The organism is Pseudomonas sp. PS02302 (genome assembly GCF_029959585.1).
Lineage (GTDB): Bacteria > Pseudomonadota > Gammaproteobacteria > Pseudomonadales > Pseudomonadaceae > Chryseomonas > Chryseomonas aestiva.
The window spans coordinates 1-16,855 of record NZ_JASCON010000025.1; the positions used below are offsets into that span (position 1 = coordinate 1).

Annotated in this window: 16 protein-coding genes; 14 read left to right on the forward strand and 2 right to left on the reverse strand. The window is 65.7% G+C overall.

Annotation, left to right across the window (positions count from 1 at the left end):
- Nucleotides 1-765 precede the first annotated feature (765 nt).
- Nucleotides 766-4,050: a ribonuclease E gene (gene rne, locus QMX82_RS10605; RefSeq protein ID WP_282283158.1), complete on the reverse strand. Its 3,285-nt coding sequence runs from the start codon at nucleotides 4,048-4,050 to the stop codon at nucleotides 766-768.
- 705 nt (nucleotides 4,051-4,755) lie between these two features.
- Between rne and rluC the strand changes: the two genes are divergently transcribed.
- The 3 genes from rluC to sppA are packed head-to-tail and all read left to right on the forward strand — an operon-like array spanning nucleotide 4,756 to nucleotide 7,373.
- The gene (gene rluC / locus QMX82_RS10610; RefSeq protein ID WP_133862675.1) at nucleotides 4,756-5,709 is read left to right on the forward strand and encodes a 23S rRNA pseudouridine(955/2504/2580) synthase RluC; all 954 of its coding nucleotides are present in this window, start codon (nucleotides 4,756-4,758) and stop codon (nucleotides 5,707-5,709) included.
- Nucleotides 5,702-6,388 carry an HAD-IA family hydrolase gene (locus tag QMX82_RS10615; protein WP_208692209.1) on the forward strand — a complete coding sequence of 229 codons (687 nt, stop codon included), beginning with the start codon at nucleotides 5,702-5,704 and terminating at the stop codon, nucleotides 6,386-6,388. Before rluC ends, QMX82_RS10615 begins: the two co-directional genes overlap by 8 nt.
- Nucleotides 6,381-7,373, forward strand: coding sequence for a signal peptide peptidase SppA (sppA, locus tag QMX82_RS10620; RefSeq protein ID WP_208692208.1), 993 nt, complete (start codon nucleotides 6,381-6,383; stop codon nucleotides 7,371-7,373). The genes QMX82_RS10615 and sppA overlap by 8 nt, the downstream gene beginning before the upstream one ends.
- Nucleotides 7,374-7,394: 21 nt before the next feature.
- On the opposite strand, the gene QMX82_RS10625 is transcribed toward sppA, so the two are convergent.
- Entirely contained in the window at nucleotides 7,395-7,973 is a 579-nt protein-coding gene (locus QMX82_RS10625; RefSeq protein ID WP_282283166.1) for a Maf family protein, read from the reverse strand.
- A 99-nt stretch (nucleotides 7,974-8,072) separates the two neighbouring features.
- On the opposite strand from QMX82_RS10625, the gene QMX82_RS10630 reads away from it, so the two are divergent.
- From QMX82_RS10630 to QMX82_RS10680, 11 genes are all read left to right on the forward strand, one after another.
- Nucleotides 8,073-8,600: a YceD family protein gene (locus QMX82_RS10630; protein WP_208692206.1), complete on the forward strand. Its 528-nt coding sequence runs from the start codon at nucleotides 8,073-8,075 to the stop codon at nucleotides 8,598-8,600.
- A gap of 10 nt (nucleotides 8,601-8,610) precedes the next feature.
- Nucleotides 8,611-8,793, forward strand: coding sequence for a 50S ribosomal protein L32 (gene rpmF, locus QMX82_RS10635; RefSeq protein WP_007160601.1), 183 nt, complete (start codon nucleotides 8,611-8,613; stop codon nucleotides 8,791-8,793).
- A gap of 6 nt (nucleotides 8,794-8,799) precedes the next feature.
- Complete coding sequence (gene plsX / locus QMX82_RS10640) at nucleotides 8,800-9,789, forward strand: phosphate acyltransferase PlsX (protein ID WP_442969382.1); 990 nt, start codon at nucleotides 8,800-8,802, stop codon at nucleotides 9,787-9,789.
- Between the two features lie 82 nt (nucleotides 9,790-9,871).
- Nucleotides 9,872-10,807, forward strand: a complete 936-nt coding sequence (gene fabD / locus QMX82_RS10645; protein WP_282283196.1) for an ACP S-malonyltransferase — start codon at nucleotides 9,872-9,874, stop codon at nucleotides 10,805-10,807.
- A gap of 15 nt (nucleotides 10,808-10,822) precedes the next feature.
- On the forward strand, nucleotides 10,823-11,566 hold the full coding sequence (gene fabG, locus QMX82_RS10650; RefSeq protein WP_282283198.1) for a 3-oxoacyl-ACP reductase FabG: 744 nt from the start codon (nucleotides 10,823-10,825) through the stop codon (nucleotides 11,564-11,566).
- A gap of 168 nt (nucleotides 11,567-11,734) precedes the next feature.
- Nucleotides 11,735-11,971 (forward strand): acyl carrier protein, encoded by a 237-nt coding sequence (gene acpP, locus QMX82_RS10655; protein WP_007160597.1) that lies wholly within the window; start codon nucleotides 11,735-11,737, stop codon nucleotides 11,969-11,971.
- Nucleotides 11,972-12,108: 137 nt separating this feature from the next.
- Nucleotides 12,109-13,353: a beta-ketoacyl-ACP synthase II gene (gene fabF, locus QMX82_RS10660; protein ID WP_158892619.1), complete on the forward strand. Its 1,245-nt coding sequence runs from the start codon at nucleotides 12,109-12,111 to the stop codon at nucleotides 13,351-13,353.
- A complete protein-coding gene (gene pabC, locus QMX82_RS10665) occupies nucleotides 13,353-14,165 on the forward strand; it encodes an aminodeoxychorismate lyase (RefSeq protein WP_282283302.1) in 813 nt (270 codons plus the stop codon). The genes fabF and pabC overlap by 1 nt, the downstream gene beginning before the upstream one ends.
- Nucleotides 14,166-14,168: 3 nt before the next feature.
- Nucleotides 14,169-15,227, forward strand: a complete 1,059-nt coding sequence (mltG, locus tag QMX82_RS10670) for an endolytic transglycosylase MltG (protein ID WP_282283217.1) — start codon at nucleotides 14,169-14,171, stop codon at nucleotides 15,225-15,227.
- Entirely contained in the window at nucleotides 15,224-15,862 is a 639-nt protein-coding gene (gene tmk / locus QMX82_RS10675) for a dTMP kinase (RefSeq protein WP_282283219.1), read from the forward strand. The genes mltG and tmk overlap by 4 nt, the downstream gene beginning before the upstream one ends.
- The gene (locus QMX82_RS10680) at nucleotides 15,855-16,838 is read left to right on the forward strand and encodes a DNA polymerase III subunit delta' (protein ID WP_282283221.1); all 984 of its coding nucleotides are present in this window, start codon (nucleotides 15,855-15,857) and stop codon (nucleotides 16,836-16,838) included. Before tmk ends, QMX82_RS10680 begins: the two co-directional genes overlap by 8 nt.
- Nucleotides 16,839-16,855 lie beyond the last annotated feature (17 nt).

Consider the following 16,855-nt stretch of genomic DNA (forward strand, 5'->3'; position numbering starts at 1 on the left):
GGGGGCGCGGATATGTTTAAACGAGCCGGGGGTGGGCCCGGGCCAGCCCCCCCGCCGCGCCCCAACAGCCCGGCCTTTCCTCCCAGTGTTGGGCTTCGCTGCGCTCAGCGCCAACCTACCGGCTATGCCGGGGCACCACAGGTTGGGTTGAGGCCGCTCCACCGTCGAAGCCCAACAGTCCTGCTATCTCGCCAGAGTTGGGCTTCGCTGCGCTTAGCGCCAACCTACCGGCTATGCCGGGGCACCGCAGGTTGGGTTGAGGCGGCTCCATCGCCGAAGCCCAGCAGTCCGGCTATCGCGCCAGCGTTGGGCTTTGCCGCGCTCAGCGCCAACCTACCGGCTATGCCGGAGCACCGTAGGTTGGGTTGAGGCGGCTCCATCGCCGAAGCCCAACAGTCCTGCTATCGCGCCAGCGTTGGGCTTCGCTGCGCTCAGCGCCAACCTACCGGCTATGCCGGAGCACCGTAGGTTGGGTTGAGGCGGCTCCATCGCCGAAGCCCAACAGTCCTGCTATCGCGCCAGCGTTGGGCTTCGCCGCGCTCAGTGCCAACTTACACAGTATGCAGGGCACCGTAGGCGGGTTGAGGCAGCCCCAACGTGGGGTTTGGCACGAAGGTCATCTTCCCCTGCTTCTGGCTAAGTGCTCGCCTGCGCGAGGCTGCTATGGCATGTCCAGGGTGGCGTCGAGCGCGTACCGGCGCCTGTAAGGATTCCAGATATAAAAAAAAGGGGCGCCTAGGCGCCCCTTTTCATGGATGGCTGAGATCAGCCGGGATGATTTTCCCGGGAGTCCTTGAGCTTGCGATCGAGTTCGGCCTGAGTGGCTTCGTCCTCTTTCACGGCATCGGCATCGGCCTTGGGTGCTTCGTCAGTGACACTGTCCTGACCGGTCAGGGCGACACTGGCCGCTTCTTCCTGGGCAGGGCTGGGTACGACCTCGACGGGCTCTTCGATCACGATCGGCGCCGACTCGGCCTCGGCTGCGGGCAGCTCCTCGGTCGCCTGGACGGGCTGAACCTCGGGCGCCTGCTGCGGCTCCACGGTGCCTACCGCTGCGGTAGCGAAGGTTTCCTCGGTTTCGGCGATGGCGCCCAGGGCGGGTGCCTCGGCCTGCTGCTCGGGCTGGCTGGCGCGAGCGGCTTCAGCTTCACGAGCCATGCGCTCACGGCGACGACGCTCGCGCGGGTCGTTGGAGGCGCGGCCTGCGGCCGACTCTGCAGTTTCGGCTTCGGCCGGTGCGGCAGGAATGGCGGCAGGGGTCGCGACCGGGGCGATCTGCTCGGCAGCAGGTGCGGCAATTTCCACTTCCTGGTGCGGCGCACGCTCGTCCTGCAGCTGGATCACGTCGGGCGTGAGGATCTCCGGCTGGGCCGGCGCTTCGGCGGCAGGCTGCTCCACGGCGGTTTCCTGGGTGACTTCAGCGGCAGGGATGTCGGCAGCAACCACCGGCTCCTGCTGGTGAGCCTCACGAGCCTCTTCCTGGGTGGCGACGGCAGTCACGCTCTCGCTCACCACGACAGCGGTACCCAGAGCTATGGCGGCGGGCGCTACAGGGGCATCGGTACCCGGCTCTTCGTCTTCGATGAAGTTGCCATTGGCATCGCGCTGACGCTCACGACGGTTGCTGCGGCGACGCTGACCGCGGGAACGGCGACGCGGACGCTCTTCGCCTTCTTCCAGTTCGTCATTGCCGTCCAGCACTTCTTCTTCGTTCAACTCTTCGGCACTGGCCGCTTCCTGACGCTCTTCGCGCGCCTTGCGCTCTTCGCGGGGCTGGCGCTCTTCGCGTGGCTTGCGCTCCTCGCGAGGCTGACGCTCCTCACGCGGCTGGCGCTCTTCGCGAGCCGGACGCTCTTCGGCACTCACGCGCTCTTCGCGCGGCTGGCGCTCTTCACGGGGTTGACGCTCTTCACGCGGCTGACGCTCTTCGCGAGAGGCGCGCTCCTCACGGGGCTGACGCTCTTCGCGAGCCGGGCGGTCTTCGCGCGGCTGGCGTTCTTCACGCGGTTGACGCTCTTCGCGAGTGGCGCGCTCTTCGCGGGGCTGACGCTCCTCGCGAGCCGGGCGGTCTTCACGGGCCTGACGCTCTTCGCGGGGCTGACGCTCTTCCCGCGGCTTGCGCTCTTCGCGGGCCGGGCGCTCGCTGCGCTCGCCACGATCGGCGCGGGGCTGACGCTCTTCGCGCGGCTTGCGCTCGTCGTCACGACGACCTTCGCGGCGGCGATTCTGCTGACGGCCGTTGCGGCGCTCGTCCTGGCTGCGCTGCTCGTCGCTGCTCTTGGCGGCGACCGGCGCGGCAACGGCCTTGTCGGCCATGGGCTGCTCTTCGGTCTTGCCGGCGAACAGGCTGACCAGGGACTTGACCAGGCCCTTGAACAGGTTGGGCTCGGCGGTGGCCTTGGCTGCAGGGGCGACGGGCGCCACGACTTCGGCAGTGACCGGGGTGGGGGCCGGTGCGCGTTCGGGCGCAACCTTCACCGCCGCTTCCTGGCGCACCAGGGTGCGGGTGGAGCTGACCGGCTGCACCTCTTCGGCTTCGGTGTTGGCCATCTCGTAGCTGGACTGGCTGTTCAGCAGCTCGGGATTGTCGTCACGCAGACGCTGCACTTCGAAGTGCGGGGTCTCGATGTGATCGTCCGGCAGGATGATGATGCGCACGCGTGTGCGCAGCTCGATCTTGGTGATGCTGTTGCGCTTCTCGTTGAGCAGGAAGGACGCGACCTGGATGGGTACGTGGGCACGAACCTCGGCGGTGCGATCCTTGAGGGCTTCTTCCTCGATCAGGCGCAGGATGGCCAGCGACAGGGATTCCACGTCGCGGATGATGCCCTGGCCGTTGCAGCGGGGGCAGACGATACCGCTGGTTTCGCGCAGGGAAGGGCGCAGGCGCTGACGGGACATTTCCAGCAGGCCGAAGCGGGAGATGCGACCGATCTGCACGCGGGCGCGGTCGGCTTCCAGGGCTTCGCGGACGCGATCTTCCACGGCGCGCTGATTCTTGACCGGGGTCATGTCGATGAAGTCGATGACGATCAGGCCGCCGATGTCGCGCAGGCGCAGCTGGCGGGCGATTTCCTCAGCCGCTTCCAGGTTGGTCTGCAGGGCGGTTTCTTCGATGTCGCCACCCTTGGTGGCGCGCGCCGAGTTGATGTCGATGGACACCAGGGCTTCGGTGGGATCGATGACGATGGAACCGCCCGAGGGCAGCTTCACTTCACGCTGGAAGGCGGTCTCGATCTGGCTTTCGATCTGGAAGCGATTGAACAGCGGGACGCTGTCCTGGTACAGCTTGATCTTGCTGGCGTACTGCGGCATCACCTGGCGGATGAAGCTCAGGGCTTCTTCCTGGGCTTCGACGCTGTCGACCAGAACCTCGCCGATGTCCTGGCGCAGGTAGTCGCGGATGGCGCGAATGATGACGTTGCTTTCCTGATAGATCAGGAAGGGACCCTTGCGCTCGCCCGAGGCTTCGTTGATGGCGGACCAGAGTTGCAGCAGGTAGTCGAGGTCCCACTGCAGTTCTTCGGTGCTGCGACCGAGACCGGCGGTGCGCACGATCAGACCCATGTCGCCCGGGGCGTTCAGGCCGTTCAGGGCTTCGCGCAGTTCGTTGCGCTCTTCACCCTCGATGCGACGGGAGATGCCACCCGCGCGGGGATTGTTGGGCATCAGCACCAGGTAGCGACCGGCGAGGCTGATGAAGGTGGTCAGGGCGGCGCCCTTGTTGCCGCGCTCTTCCTTTTCGACCTGGACGACTACTTCCTGGCCTTCGGAGAGCACTTCCTTGATGTTGACGCGGCCTTCCGGGTTCTTCTTGAAGTATTCCCGGGAGATTTCCTTCAGCGGGAGGAAGCCGTGGCGGTCAGCGCCGAAGTCGACGAAGGCGGCTTCCAGGCTGGGTTCGATGCGGGTGATGCGGCCTTTGTAGATGTTGGCCTTTTTCTGTTCGCGGGCTCCGGACTCGATGTCCAGATCGAACAGACGTTGACCGTCGACCAGGGCAACCCGCAATTCCTCGGGCTGGGTCGCGTTGATGAGCATTCTTTTCATGTAATACCACTACGTTCCAGGCTCTCGGCCCACGTGGTGGCAACAGGATTCAGGAGAAGGGTGCACGGGGTCGTATCGAAGCCGGTCCAAGCCGGCCTTCGTGTCCAGCAGCAGGCCCGGGGGCGTGCCGCGACTACGTCTCCTGCAGGCGCTTGAGCGACTGCCGTTGCAGCTCCACAAGAGGAGGAATCAACCAGGCATGGTGCGGGCGTGACAGCCGAAAGGCTCGGGCAGCCGGGTCGTCGCGGGATTCGTGTCAGGTGTCGCGGTTGGAGCATCGGCCGTTGGCCTTGAGGCTTCCACCTGCGATCGTCACCTTGGCCGAAGCTGGGCGCGAAGCGGGCTGCAGGCGTACTGTCAGGCTACGCGATACGCTGGTTGTGCATCTCCATCCTGCACACAATCTTCAGGAATCTGGTGCCGCCCGCAAGGTCCGGAGCGGTTGTCGTTTTACAGCTGACACCCTGGGTGCCGCTGCCTTTGGTTACCAGGCGGATCGCAGCTCGCCACTCACCCCCTTGGGCAGAGTCGGCGGTCTGCTGGACGGCCAGACGTCCAGTGACTATTGCATTTGCAGCCTATTATTCGCGGGCGGAATCTACGGCCTCGCGAGCGGTGCCATCCAGACAGGACTGATAACCGCCTCCGGACTATAGCAGCAAGCTTTAAGTGCTTCAAATAAGGGAAAATTGCTATCATCTGCCGATGACTAAGCCTCCTTCTCCCAGCACCGGCGTTCAACTGCTCGATGTGCCCGCCGACTATGCCGGCCAGCGTATCGACAACTTCCTGCGTACCCAGCTCAAGGGCGCGCCCAAGACCCTCATCTATCGCATCCTGCGCAAGGGCGAAGTACGGGTGAACAAGGGGCGCATCAAGCCCGACTACCGCCTGCAGGCCGGCGACCAGATCCGCGTACCGCCACTGCGCCTGTCCGAGCCCGACGAGCCGGCGCCCCTGGCCAAGGGGCTGCTTGAGCGCCTGGAGGACTCCATCGTCCACGAGGACAAGACCCTCATCGTCATCAACAAGCCGGCCGGCATCGCCGTGCACGGCGGCAGTGGCCTGTCCGGCGGGGTCATCGAGGTCTTTCGCCAGCTGCGTCCCGACGCCCGCGACATCGAGCTGGTCCATCGTCTCGATCGGGATACCTCGGGCCTGCTGATGATCGCCAAGAAGCGCAGCATGCTGCGCTTCCTGCACGAAGCCTTGCGCGGCGACGGCGTGGACAAGCGTTATCACGCCCTGGTGCGCGGCCATTGGCCGGCGGCCAAGAAGAAGATCAGCGCGCCGCTGCTGAAGAACACCCTCAGGTCCGGCGAGCGCATGGTCGAGGTCAACGACGAGGGCAAGGAGGCGCTCACCGAATTCCGGGTGCTGCGGCGCTATGGCGAATTCGCCACCCTGGTCGAGGCGCGGCCGGTGACCGGGCGGACCCATCAGATCCGCGTCCACGCGCGCCATGCGGGGCACGCCATCGCCGGCGATCCCAAGTACGGCGACGAAGCCTTTTCCCAGGAGATCCGCGAACTCGGTGGCAAGCGACTGTTCCTGCACTCGGCGAGTCTGGTGATCCCCTTGCCCGAAGGCGGTGAGCTGCGGCTGGAAGCGCCGGTCGACAGCACCTGGAGTCAGACGCTGGAGCGTCTGGATGCCTGACTACCAGCTGCTGATCTTCGACTGGGACGGCACCCTGGCGGATTCCATCGGCCGGATCGTCGAGGTCATGCACGTGGCGGCCGAGCGGTTGGGGTTGCCGCCGCGCAGCGACGTGGCCATCAAGGGCATCATCGGCCTGGAGCTGGTCGCGGCGATCCAGACCCTTTATCCGCAGCTGGTGACCCCGGCGCAGATCGAGGGCTTTCGCGATGCCTACAGCGCCGAATTCGTCCGTCGCGAGCAGGCGGCCTCGCCGCTGTTTCCCGATGTGCTGAGCGGGCTGCAGCGCTTTCGCGCCCAGGGTTATCAGCTGGCCGTGGCGACGGGCAAGAGCCGTCGCGGCCTGGACCGTTCGCTGCAGCAGCATGGCCTGAGCGATTTCTTCGACATCACCCGCTGCGCCGACGAGGCCGCCGGCAAGCCCGATCCGCAGATGGTGCAGGAAATTCTCGCCCACTGCGGCGTGGCGCCGGAGCATGCCCTGCTGGTTGGGGATGCCGTCTTCGACCTGGAAATGGCGCGGCGTGCCGGGGTCGCGGCGATCGGGGTCGCCTATGGCGCCCAGCCGGCCGAGGTCCTCAGGGATTTCGGTCCGCGCCTGGTGATCGAAGCTTTCGCGGACCTGGCGCTATGGCTGGGTGACAATGTTGTGTGCAGGAGTGATAGCGGGCATGGCTGACGAGTGGAAGGAAGACAGCGGACGTACGCGTCCGGCGGACGACAGGACCTGGGCCCTGATCGAGAAGACCATGCTCGCCAGCGTGCGCGAGCAACGGCGAGCGCGGCGCTGGGGCATCTTTTTCAAGCTGCTGACCTTCGCCTATCTGATTGTCATGCTGGTGCTGTTCACGCCCCTGTTGTCGCTGGGCAAGAAGGGCGGGGTGACCGAGTCCGGCGCCCATACCGCGCTCATCGAACTCAAGGGCGTGATCGCCGACGACGAGAAGGCCAGTGCCGACAATGTCGTGACGGCGCTGCGCAAGGCCTTTGACGACAGCAACACCCGCGGTGTGGTGCTGCGTATAAACAGCCCGGGCGGCAGTCCGGTGCAATCCGGCTACATCTATGACGAGATCAAGCGACTGCGCGGTCTGCACCCGGACATCAAGCTGTACGCGGTGATCACCGACCTGGGTGCCTCGGGCGCCTACTATGTGGCCAGTGCGGCCGATGCCATCTATGCCGACAAGGCCAGTCTGGTCGGCTCCATCGGCGTGACCGCGGCTTCCTTCGGCTTCGTCGGCACCATGGAAAAGCTGGGCGTGGAGCGGCGCGTCTATACCTCCGGCGAGCACAAGGCCTTCCTGGATCCCTTCCAGCCGCAGAAGCCCGAGGAAACCCGCTTCTGGCAGCAGGTGCTGGATACCACCCATCAGCAGTTCATCGACAGCGTCAAGAAAGGCCGCGGCGATCGACTCAAGGTCGAGGGCCATCCCGAGTTGTTCTCCGGACTGGTGTGGTCCGGCGAGCAGGCGCTTTCCCTGGGGTTGATCGATGGCCTCGGCAGCACCAGCTATGTGGCGCGGGATGTGGTCAAGGAGGAGCGCCTGGTGGACTTTACCCAGGAGGACTCGCCCTTTGATCGCTTCGCCAAGCGCCTGGGTGCCAGCGTCGCCGAGCGTCTGGCCCTCTATATGGGCTGGCAGGGTCCGGTGCTGCGTTAATTGGTGCCAGCTGCAGGTGGCCTAGGGCACCTGCACTCCTGCCTGGCGCAGCAATGCGGCCAGGCGGATCAGCGGGAGGCCGATCAGGCTGGTCGGATCCTCTCCCTGCATGGCTTCGAACAGGGCGATGCCGAGGCCTTCGGCCTTGAAGCTGCCAGCGCAGTCATAGGGTTGCTCCGCCCGCAGATAGCGGTCGATGGTCGCAGCATCCAGCGGGCGAAAGCGCACCTGGAAATCCACCACCTCGCTGCGGCACTCGCCACTGCGGCTGTCCAGGACGGCCAGTCCGGTATGGAACACCAGGGTGCGACCACTGGCTCGGGTCAGCTGCTGATGGGCCCGTGCGTAGGTCAGGGGCTTGCCGAGAATCTCGCCCTCTATGGCAGTCGCCTGATCCGAGCCAATGATAAGCGTCGGCTCCCGCTGATCGGCCAGGGCGGTGGCCTTGGCACGTGCCAGGCGCTCCACCAGTGCCTGAGGGGTTTCGCCGGGTAGCGGCGTCTCGTCGATGTCGGGTGACTGGTGGGCGAAGGGCAGCTGCAGCCTTTCCAGCAATTGGCGGCGGTAAGGCGAGCTGGAAGCGAGTAGAATACGAGGCATCAGTTTGTTCTCGGGCGAGGTCGACCAAAGGTCGGTCGGAGTCGCTTCGGGGTTAATTTCCTTTGACAGCCGTAAGGCCGTCCCTATAATGGCGCGCTTATGTTGAATGGGCCAATTCCACCTCAGGTCGATCCTCGCAAATTGGCGGATCGCGGCGTAACCCTCAAGGGTGAGCTGCCTCTCGCGAACATGCGGCGTGTCGGCGAGCAGCTCGTGAAGTCCGAAGGCGCGGTTGCCGTCGTCCTCGACTTCGGGCGTGATCAACAAAAGCAGTTCGTCATCCATGGTGTCCTGGATACCAAGGTCGAGATGATTTGCCAGCGTTGTCTGGAGCCGGCAGTGCTTCCCATTAGCAGCGAATTCGATTTCGCGGTGCTGCGGGAAGGGAAGTCGGCCGATGCCTTGCCACAGGGCTACGACGCCCTGGAGGTTGGTGAAGAGCCCCTGGATCTGCATAGTCTGATCGAAGAAGAGCTGCTGCTCGCGCTGCCGATCATTCCCGTGCATCCGGAAGGTGCTTGCCAGCATCCGGAAGGTTTCGAGGCGCCCGAAGAGCCGGCGGACGAGGAAAAGCGACCCAACCCGTTCAGTGTACTTGCGCAGTTGAAGCGTGACCCAAACGTTTAGGAGTTAAATCATGGCTGTTCAGCAGAACAAAAAATCCCGTTCCGCTCGCGACATGCGTCGTTCGCACGACGCCCTCGAAGCGAACGCTCTGTCCGTGGAAAAGAGCACTGGTGAAGTTCACCTGCGCCACCACGTGTCGCCCGACGGTTTCTACCGCGGTCGCAAAGTGATCGACAAAGGTTCCGACGAGTAATTCTCGATCGAAATCGTCATCGCGATCGATGCAATGGGCGGGGACTTCGGTCCCCGCTGCATTGTTCCTGCTTCATTCGACGCCCTCGAGCGTTTCCCCGCCTTACACCTCCTTCTCTGTGGTCAGCGCGACGCCCTGTCGGCCTGGTCACCGCCTGCCTCGCTCGCCGCTCGCCTGCAGTTCGAATATGTCGATGGCCTCGTCGGTCCCGATGAACGACCCGCCAGTGTGGTGCGTAGTCGCACCCGTACGTCCATGCATGCCGCGCTCGAAGCGGTACAGCAAGGCCACGCCCAGGGCTGCCTGAGCGCCGGCAATACCGGGGCCTGGATGGCGCTTGCGCGCCTGCTGCTCGGGACGCTGCCGGACATCGATCGCCCGGCCATGATGTCGGCGCTGCCCGGGCAGGGCAGGCATCAGACGCTGCTGCTGGATCTTGGCGCCAATCTCGACACCAGCGCCGAACAGCTGGTGCAATTCGCCTATCTGGGGGCAGGTGCGGCCCAGGCCCGCGGCCTGGCACGGCCTAGGGTCGCGCTGCTCAATGTCGGTCGCGAACCGGGCAAGGGCACGCCGGTGATCCAGGACGCCGCACGGCGCCTTGCCGAGAGTCAGGCCTTCGACTTCATCGGCTTCGTCGAGGGCAGCGATCTCTATGCCGCCGTGGCGGATGTGGTGGTCTGCGATGGCTTCACCGGCAATGCCGTGCTCAAGTCCGGTGAGGCGCTGCTGCGCCTGCTGGTCGAACGCAGCGGCACGGCCTCCTGGCTTGAGCGTCAGTTGCTGCAGCCCTGGCTGGCCCGGCGTTTCCGTCACTGGGATCCGGAGTTGCGCAACGGTGCGAGCTTTCTCGGCCTGAATGCGGTGGTGGTGAAAAGCCATGGCGCGGCAGGCGAAGTCGGTTTCGTTCAGGCCATCGAGCGGGCCCTGCGCGACGTGGAGACTGATCTCCCCGCGCGGATCCGGTTAAACTTGGCGGTTCTGAAAGCGGTGTGACCGACCGGTCGACACCGACATCTCAGTCTGTCAGTGGCGGAACCGCGGTTTCGCCAGCAATGGACCTACAAGAGACCTGCCTATGTCCGCCTCTCTCGCTTTCGTCTTTCCCGGTCAGGGTTCCCAGGCCCTGGGCATGCTGGGTGAGCTGGCCACGCACCACGCGCTGATCGGCGAAACCTTCGCCGAAGCGTCCGCTGTCCTCGGCTATGACCTCTGGGCGCTGACCCAGCAGGGCCCGCAGGAGTCGCTCAATCAGACCGACCGTACCCAGCCCGCCATCCTGACCGCCTCCATCGCGCTGTGGCGCCTGTGGCTGGCCGAGGGCGGCGCCAAGCCGGCCTATGTCGCCGGTCACAGCCTGGGCGAATATTCGGCGCTGGTCGCCGCGGGCAGCCTGCAGTTCGCCGAGGCGGTACGCCTGGTGGCGCGCCGTGGTGAGCTGATGCAGGAAGCCGTGCCGGCCGGGCAGGGCGGCATGGCCGCCATCCTGGGTCTGGAGGATGCCCAGGTGCTGGCCGCCTGTGCCGAAGCGGCCCAGGGTGAGGTCGTGAGCGCGGTCAACTTCAACGCTCCGGGGCAGGTGGTGATCGCCGGTGCCGCTGCTGCGGTAGAGCGCGCCATCGAGGCCTGCAAGGCCCTGGGTGCCAAGCGCGCCGTGGCCCTGCCGGTCAGCGTGCCTTCCCATTGCGACCTGATGCGTCCGGCGGCGGAGCGCTTCGCCGAGGACGTGCGTGGTTGCACCTGGAGCCAGTCGGAGATTCCGGTGGTGCAGAACGTCAATGCCGGCGTCAACACCGATCTGGCCAGCCTCCAGCAGGATCTGCTGGCCCAGCTGTACAGTCCGGTGCGCTGGGTCGAGTCGGTGCAGTACCTGGCTGCCCAGGGCGTCACCCACCTGGTGGAGTGCGGTCCCGGCAAGGTACTGGCCGGTCTGAACAAGAGATGCGTCAAGGGCGTGGAAACACTGGCCCTGGACACCCCCGACGCCTTCGCCGCCACGCGCGCGGCTTTTTGAATCGAGGAAAACGAGATGAGTCTGCAAGGTAAGGTCGCCCTGGTCACAGGCGCCACGCGTGGTATCGGTCAAGCCATCGCCCTGGAGCTGGGTCGGCTCGGCGCCACCGTGATCGGCACCGCGACCAGCGAGGCGGGTGCCCAGCGCATCGCCGAGTCGCTCAAGGCCAATGGCATCGAAGGTACCGGTCTGGTGCTCAACGTGTCCGACAACGCCTCCGTCGCGGCCGCCCTCGAGCAGGTCCAGGCGCAATTCGGCGCGCCGTCGATCCTGGTCAACAACGCCGGCATCACCCGCGACAACCTGATGCTGCGGATGAAGGATGATGAGTGGTTCGATGTGATCGATACCAACCTCAACAGCCTGTTCCGGCTCTCCAAGGCCGTGCTCAAGGGCATGACCAAGGGGCGCTGGGGTCGTATCATCAGCATCGGCTCGGTGGTCGGCGCCATGGGCAATGCCGGTCAGGCCAACTATGCCGCCGCCAAGGCCGGTCTTGAGGGCTTTACCCGGGCGCTGGCCCGCGAGTTGGGTTCGCGCAACATCACCGTCAATGCCGTGGCCCCGGGGTTCATCGACACCGACATGACCCGTGAGCTGCCCGAAGCCCAGCGCACCGCGCTGCTGACCCAGATCCCGGCCGGCCGCCTCGGTCAGGCCGACGAGATCGCCAAGGTGGTCGGCTTCCTGGCGGGCGAGGGCGCGGCCTATGTGACCGGCGCCACGATCCCCGTGAATGGCGGAATGTACATGAGCTGACCGACGTTACCCCCCGCGCGGCTATTGCGCTAAGCTGGTAAACTGTCGGACCAGCAATGGCCGCGCATACGTCTTGATGTCGCGTCAGCTTGAAATACGGAAATCCCTTTCTATACACTTACGCGCAATCCGTTGTGCGGATTTTTCCTTTAGGAGTGAGAACACGGTATGAGCACCATCGAAGAACGCGTTAAGAAGATCGTCGCTGAGCAGCTCGGCGTGAAGGAAGAGGAAGTTACCAACAGCGCTTCCTTCGTCGAGGATCTGGGCGCCGACTCCCTTGACACCGTCGAACTGGTGATGGCTCTGGAAGAGGAATTCGAGACCGAAATCCCGGACGAGCAGGCTGAGAAGATCACCACCGTCCAGGAAGCTATCGACTACATCGTTGCTCACCAGCAATAAGTAGCCGCCAGTTTCGGACAAAAGAAGCCGCACGTCCTGTAGGGCGTGCGGCTTTTCTTTAGGTCCAAGGTCAAGATCGATGCAATCGGCTGTTTTTAAGAGGGGTGGCCGCCCCGGAAGGACAAGAGGAGTTGGGTGTGTCGCGTAGACGTGTCGTGATCACGGGTATGGGCATGGTATCGCCGCTTGGCGCCGATGTGGCGAGCAGCTGGGAAGGCATCCTGGCCGGTCGCAGCGGTATCGCGCCGATCGAGCATATGGACGTCTCTGCCTTCAGCACGCGGATCGGCGGATCGGTCAGAGGATTCGACGTGGAGCAGTATCTGTCCGCGAAGGAAGCCCGCAAGCTGGATCTGTTCATCCAATACGGTCTCGCCGCCAGCTTCCAGGCCATGCGTGACAGCGGTCTCGAGGTCAACGACGGCAATCGCGAGCGCATGGGTGTCGCCATGGGTTCCGGCATCGGCGGACTGACCAATATCGAGGCGAATTGCCAGTCGCTGCTCGCCCAAGGTCCCCGCCGTATTTCCCCCTTTTTCGTACCGGGCTCCATCATCAACATGGTGTCCGGCTTCCTGTCGATCCACTTGGGTCTGCAGGGCCCCAACTATGCCATCGCCACCGCCTGTACCACGGCGACGCACTGCATCGGCATGGCGGCGCGCAACATCGCCTATGGCGAAGCCGACGTCATGGTCGCCGGCGGTTCGGAGATGGCGACCTCGGGTCTGGGTCTGGGTGGCTTCGGCGCGGCGCGTGCCCTGTCGACCCGCAATGATGATCCGACCCGCGCCAGTCGTCCCTGGGATCGCGATCGCGATGGCTTCGTGCTGTCCGACGGTGCCGGCGCCCTGGTGCTGGAAGACTACGAGCACGCCAAGGCACGGGGTGCCCGCATCTATGCCGAGCTGATCGGCTTCGGCATGAGCGCGGACGCCTTCCACATGACCGCCCCGCCGGAAGATGGCGCGGGCGCCGCTCGCTGCATGAGAGCGACGCTCAAGGATGCCGGTATCGCGCCGGAAGCGGTCGACTACGTCAACGCCCATGGCACCTCCACGCCGGCCGGCGACCTGGCCGAAGTGGCGGCCCTGAAGCAGGTGTTCGGCGAGCAGGCCAAGCGTCTGAGCGTGAGCTCCACCAAGTCCATGACCGGTCACCTGCTGGGCGCCGCGGGCGCAGTGGAAGCCATCTTCACCGTGCTCGCCCTGCGCGACCAGGTGGCGCCGCCCACCATCAATCTGGACAATCCCAGCGACGGCTGCGATCTGGACTTCGTGCCCCACGAGGCACGGCAGCGACCCATCGAAGTGGCGCTGTCCAATTCGTTCGGCTTCGGCGGCACCAACGGCAGTCTGGTGTTCCGGCGCTTCGACGCTTGATCCAGGACTGGCTCAACGGCCAACCGCTGGACCCTGGTCTCCAACGCGATCGGGGTCTGGCCTATGGCGATGGGCTGTTCGAAACCATCGCGGTACGCCGTGGCCAGCCGCGGCTGCTCGATCGTCATCTGCAGCGGCTGACCACCGGTTGCCAGCGGCTGCGTATTCCCTGCGACATCGCTCAGCTGGACGCCGAGATCCGCGCCTATGCGGCGCTGCTGGGGGAGGGCGTGGCCAAGCTGCTGCTTACCCGCGGCGATGGCCTGCGCGGCTACGCTCCGCCGGCCGACCCCGAGGTGCGGCGCCTGCTGCTGGGCTCGCCCACGCCGGCCTATCCACCGGCGCACGCGACCGAGGGTATCGCCCTCTATCCCTGCACGACGCGTCTGGCTACCCAGCCGTTGCTGGCCGGGCTCAAGCACCTGAATCGACTCGAACAGGTCCTGGCGCGTGGGGAATGGATCAGCACCGACTATGCCGAAGGCCTGATGCTGGATCAGGACGGCCGGCCGATCGAAGGGGTGTTCAGCAATCTGTTTCTGGTCTGCGCGGGGCGGCTGCAGACCCCCGCGCTCGATCACTGTGGCGTGGCCGGCGTGCTGCGCGGTCTGTTGCTCGACCTCGCCGCCCAGGCAGGCATCCCGAGCGAGGTCCGGCCGCTGGCGCTGGACGATCTGCTCGGCGCCGACGAAGTTTTCCTCTGCAACAGCCAATACGGTATCTGGCCCGTGCGCCGGTACGCAGCCGCGAACTGGTCCGTGGGGCCGGTGACCCGTAAACTGCAAGGTTCGATAAACGAGATTCTGGAATAGCCGATGCGCAAGGCGAGAGCTCTGCTTACGGCGGTCCTGGCCGCCGGTGGCCTGCTGCTGGTCCTGGCCGGTTGGCGCCAGCACCAGGCACTGATTCAGCCGTTGAAAGTCGACGGCGAGCAACTGATCGAGATCCCCAAGGGCGGGACTCCGGGCGGCAGTCTGCTGCGCCTGGAAGAGCAGGGTGTGCTCGATGGCGCCTTCTGGCTGCGCCTGTACTGGCGCTTCAATCTGGCCGGGCAGACGCTGCACAGCGGCGAATACCGCCTGACCCCCGGCATGACGGTAGAGGAGCTGTTCGGCCTCTGGCGCAAGGGCGAGGTGGTGCAGTACGGCCTCACCCTGGTGGAAGGCTGGAATATCCGCCAGGTCCGCGCTGCCCTGGCGCGCCAGCCCAAGCTCGAGCACGATACCGCCGAGCTGGACGATGCGGTCCTGATGAAACGCCTGGGCCTGGACGGCCAGCACCCCGAGGGGCGCTTCTTCCCCGATACCTATCGCTATGTGAAGGGCCAGCGCGAATCCGATCTGTTGCGCCAGGCCAACCAGCGCCTGCAGGCCGTGCTCGATCAGGAATGGCAGGCGCGGGATCCCGCGGTGCCCTACAAGGACGCCTACCAGGCGCTGATCATGGCCTCGCTGGTGGAAAAGGAAACGGGCGTCCCCGAAGAGCGCGACGAGATCGCCGGGGTCTTTGTCCGGCGCCTGGCGACCGGCATGCTGCTGCAAACCGATCCCACCGTGATCTACGGCATGGGCGACCGCTACAGCGGCCGGATCACCCGCGCCGATCTGCGCGAGCCTTCGCCCTACAACACCTATCTCAACGCGGGATTGCCGCCGACACCCATCGCCATGCCCGGTCGCGAGGCCATCCATGCGGCGCTGCATCCCAAGGACGGCGACAGCCTGTATTTCGTCGCCCGTGGTGATGGCAGCCATGTCTTCTCCAAGGACCTGGAGGCGCACAACCAGGCGGTCCGCGACTTCCAGCTCAAGCGGCGCTCCGACTATCGCTCCAGTCCCGCTCCGCAGACGCCCGAAACCAAGGAAACCCCATGACGGCAAATGGCCTGTTCATCACCCTCGAAGGCCCCGAGGGCGCGGGCAAGAGCACCAACCGCGACTATCTCGCCGAACTCTTCGGCGCCAGCGGGCGTGAGGTGGTGCTGACCCGCGAGCCGGGTGGTACGCCGCTGGCCGAGCGTATCCGCGAGATCCTGCTGGCGCCGGCGGCCGAGCCCATGGCCGTGGATACCGAATTGCTGCTGATGTTCGCCGCCCGCGCCCAGCACCTGGCCCAGGTCATCCGGCCTGCCCTGGCGCGCGGCGCCCTGGTGCTCTGCGATCGCTTCGTCGATGCGACCTATGCCTACCAGGGCGGTGGCCGCGGCGTACCCGTCGAGCGCATCGCCACCCTGGAAGCCTTCGTGCTGGATGATCTGCAACCCGATCTGACCCTGGTGTTCGACCTGCCGGTGGACATCGGCCTGGCCCGTGCCGCCCGTCGTGGCGCCCTGGACAGATTCGAGCAGGAGCAGCGCGCCTTCTTCGAGGCGGTGCGCCAGACCTATCTGGATCGCGCCCGGGCCGTGCCGGCCCGCTATCGCCTGATCGACGCTTCGCGCAGCCTCGCCGAGGTACAGGCGGATCTGCGCGCTCTGGTCGCCACCCTGGAGTCGACGCTTGGTGGCTGACGTCTATCCCTGGCAGCAGGACCTCTGGGCGCGGATCTCGCCCCGGCGGCAGCATCCCCATGCCTATCTGCTGCATGGCCCGCGCGGCATCGGCAAGCGTGATCTGGCCGAACGCCTGGCCGCCCTGCTGCTGTGCCAGGCGCCCCAGGGCGATGCCGCCTGCGGCCAGTGCAAGGCCTGTTCCCTGCTCAGGGCCGGGACCCATCCCGATTACTGCGTGATCCAGCCGGAAGAGGCCGAGAAGCCCATCCGCGTCGACCAGATCCGCGGGCTGGTGGACTTCGTTACCCAGACCGCCCAGCTGGGCGGGCGCAAGCTGATCCTGCTGGAGCCGGTCGAGGCGATGAACCTCAATGCCGCCAACGCCCTGCTCAAGAGTCTGGAAGAGCCCGCGGGCGCTACCGTGCTGCTGCTGGTGAGTCATCAGCCGAGTCGCCTGCTGCCCACCGTGCGCAGCCGCTGCGTGCAGCAGGCCTGTCCGGTGCCCTCGCGTGCCGAGAGTCTCGCCTGGCTGGGCGAGCGCCTGCCGGAGCTTGAGGAAGAGATCCGCATCCAGTTGCTGGTGCTGGCCGGCGGCTCGCCGCTGGCGGCCCTGCGCCTGCATGGCGAGGACGTGCTCGCCCGCCGGGCCCTGGTGGTGGAGGGGGTGAAGCGCCTGCTCAAGCGTCAGGCGGCGCCCAGTCAGCTGGCCGAGAGCTGGAACGCCGTGCCGCTGCCGCTGTTGCTCGACTGGTTCTGCGAGTGGACCCATGGCGTCCTGCGCCAGCAGTGGGGTGGCGCCGATGCCGAAGCCGCACCGGACATGGCCAAGGTGCTGGGTTATCTGGCCGAGAAGAGCGCGCCGCAGACGGTGCTGGCCCTGCAGGAATGGCTGCATGCCGAGCGGCAGAAGGTGCTGGGCAAAGCCAACCTCAACCGCGTATTGTTGCTGGAATCGCTGTTGATCCGCTGGGCCGGCCTGGTGCCCGGACGCTAGCGATCCGCGCGTCCGTC

Excerpts from the sequence above, each read along its gene's own strand:
- fabG (WP_282283198.1), top strand. The coding sequence starts at position 10,823 with ATGAGTCTGCAAGGTAAGGTCGCCCTGGTCACAGGCGCCACGCGTGGT.
- QMX82_RS10630 (WP_208692206.1), top strand. The coding sequence starts at position 8,073 with ATGTTGAATGGGCCAATTCCACCTCAGGTCGATCCTCGCAAATTGGCG.
- tmk (WP_282283219.1), top strand. The coding sequence starts at position 15,224 with ATGACGGCAAATGGCCTGTTCATCACCCTCGAAGGCCCCGAGGGCGCG.
- mltG (WP_282283217.1), top strand. The coding sequence starts at position 14,169 with ATGCGCAAGGCGAGAGCTCTGCTTACGGCGGTCCTGGCCGCCGGTGGC.
- sppA (WP_208692208.1), top strand. The coding sequence starts at position 6,381 with ATGGCTGACGAGTGGAAGGAAGACAGCGGACGTACGCGTCCGGCGGAC.
- fabD (WP_282283196.1), top strand. The coding sequence starts at position 9,872 with ATGTCCGCCTCTCTCGCTTTCGTCTTTCCCGGTCAGGGTTCCCAGGCC.
- QMX82_RS10615 (WP_208692209.1), top strand. The coding sequence starts at position 5,702 with ATGCCTGACTACCAGCTGCTGATCTTCGACTGGGACGGCACCCTGGCG.
- acpP (WP_007160597.1), top strand. The coding sequence starts at position 11,735 with ATGAGCACCATCGAAGAACGCGTTAAGAAGATCGTCGCTGAGCAGCTC.
- rpmF (WP_007160601.1), top strand. The coding sequence starts at position 8,611 with ATGGCTGTTCAGCAGAACAAAAAATCCCGTTCCGCTCGCGACATGCGT.
- QMX82_RS10625 (WP_282283166.1), bottom strand. The coding sequence starts at position 7,973 with ATGCCTCGTATTCTACTCGCTTCCAGCTCGCCTTACCGCCGCCAATTG.
- rne (WP_282283158.1), bottom strand. The coding sequence starts at position 4,050 with ATGAAAAGAATGCTCATCAACGCGACCCAGCCCGAGGAATTGCGGGTT.
- rluC (WP_133862675.1), top strand. The coding sequence starts at position 4,756 with ATGACTAAGCCTCCTTCTCCCAGCACCGGCGTTCAACTGCTCGATGTG.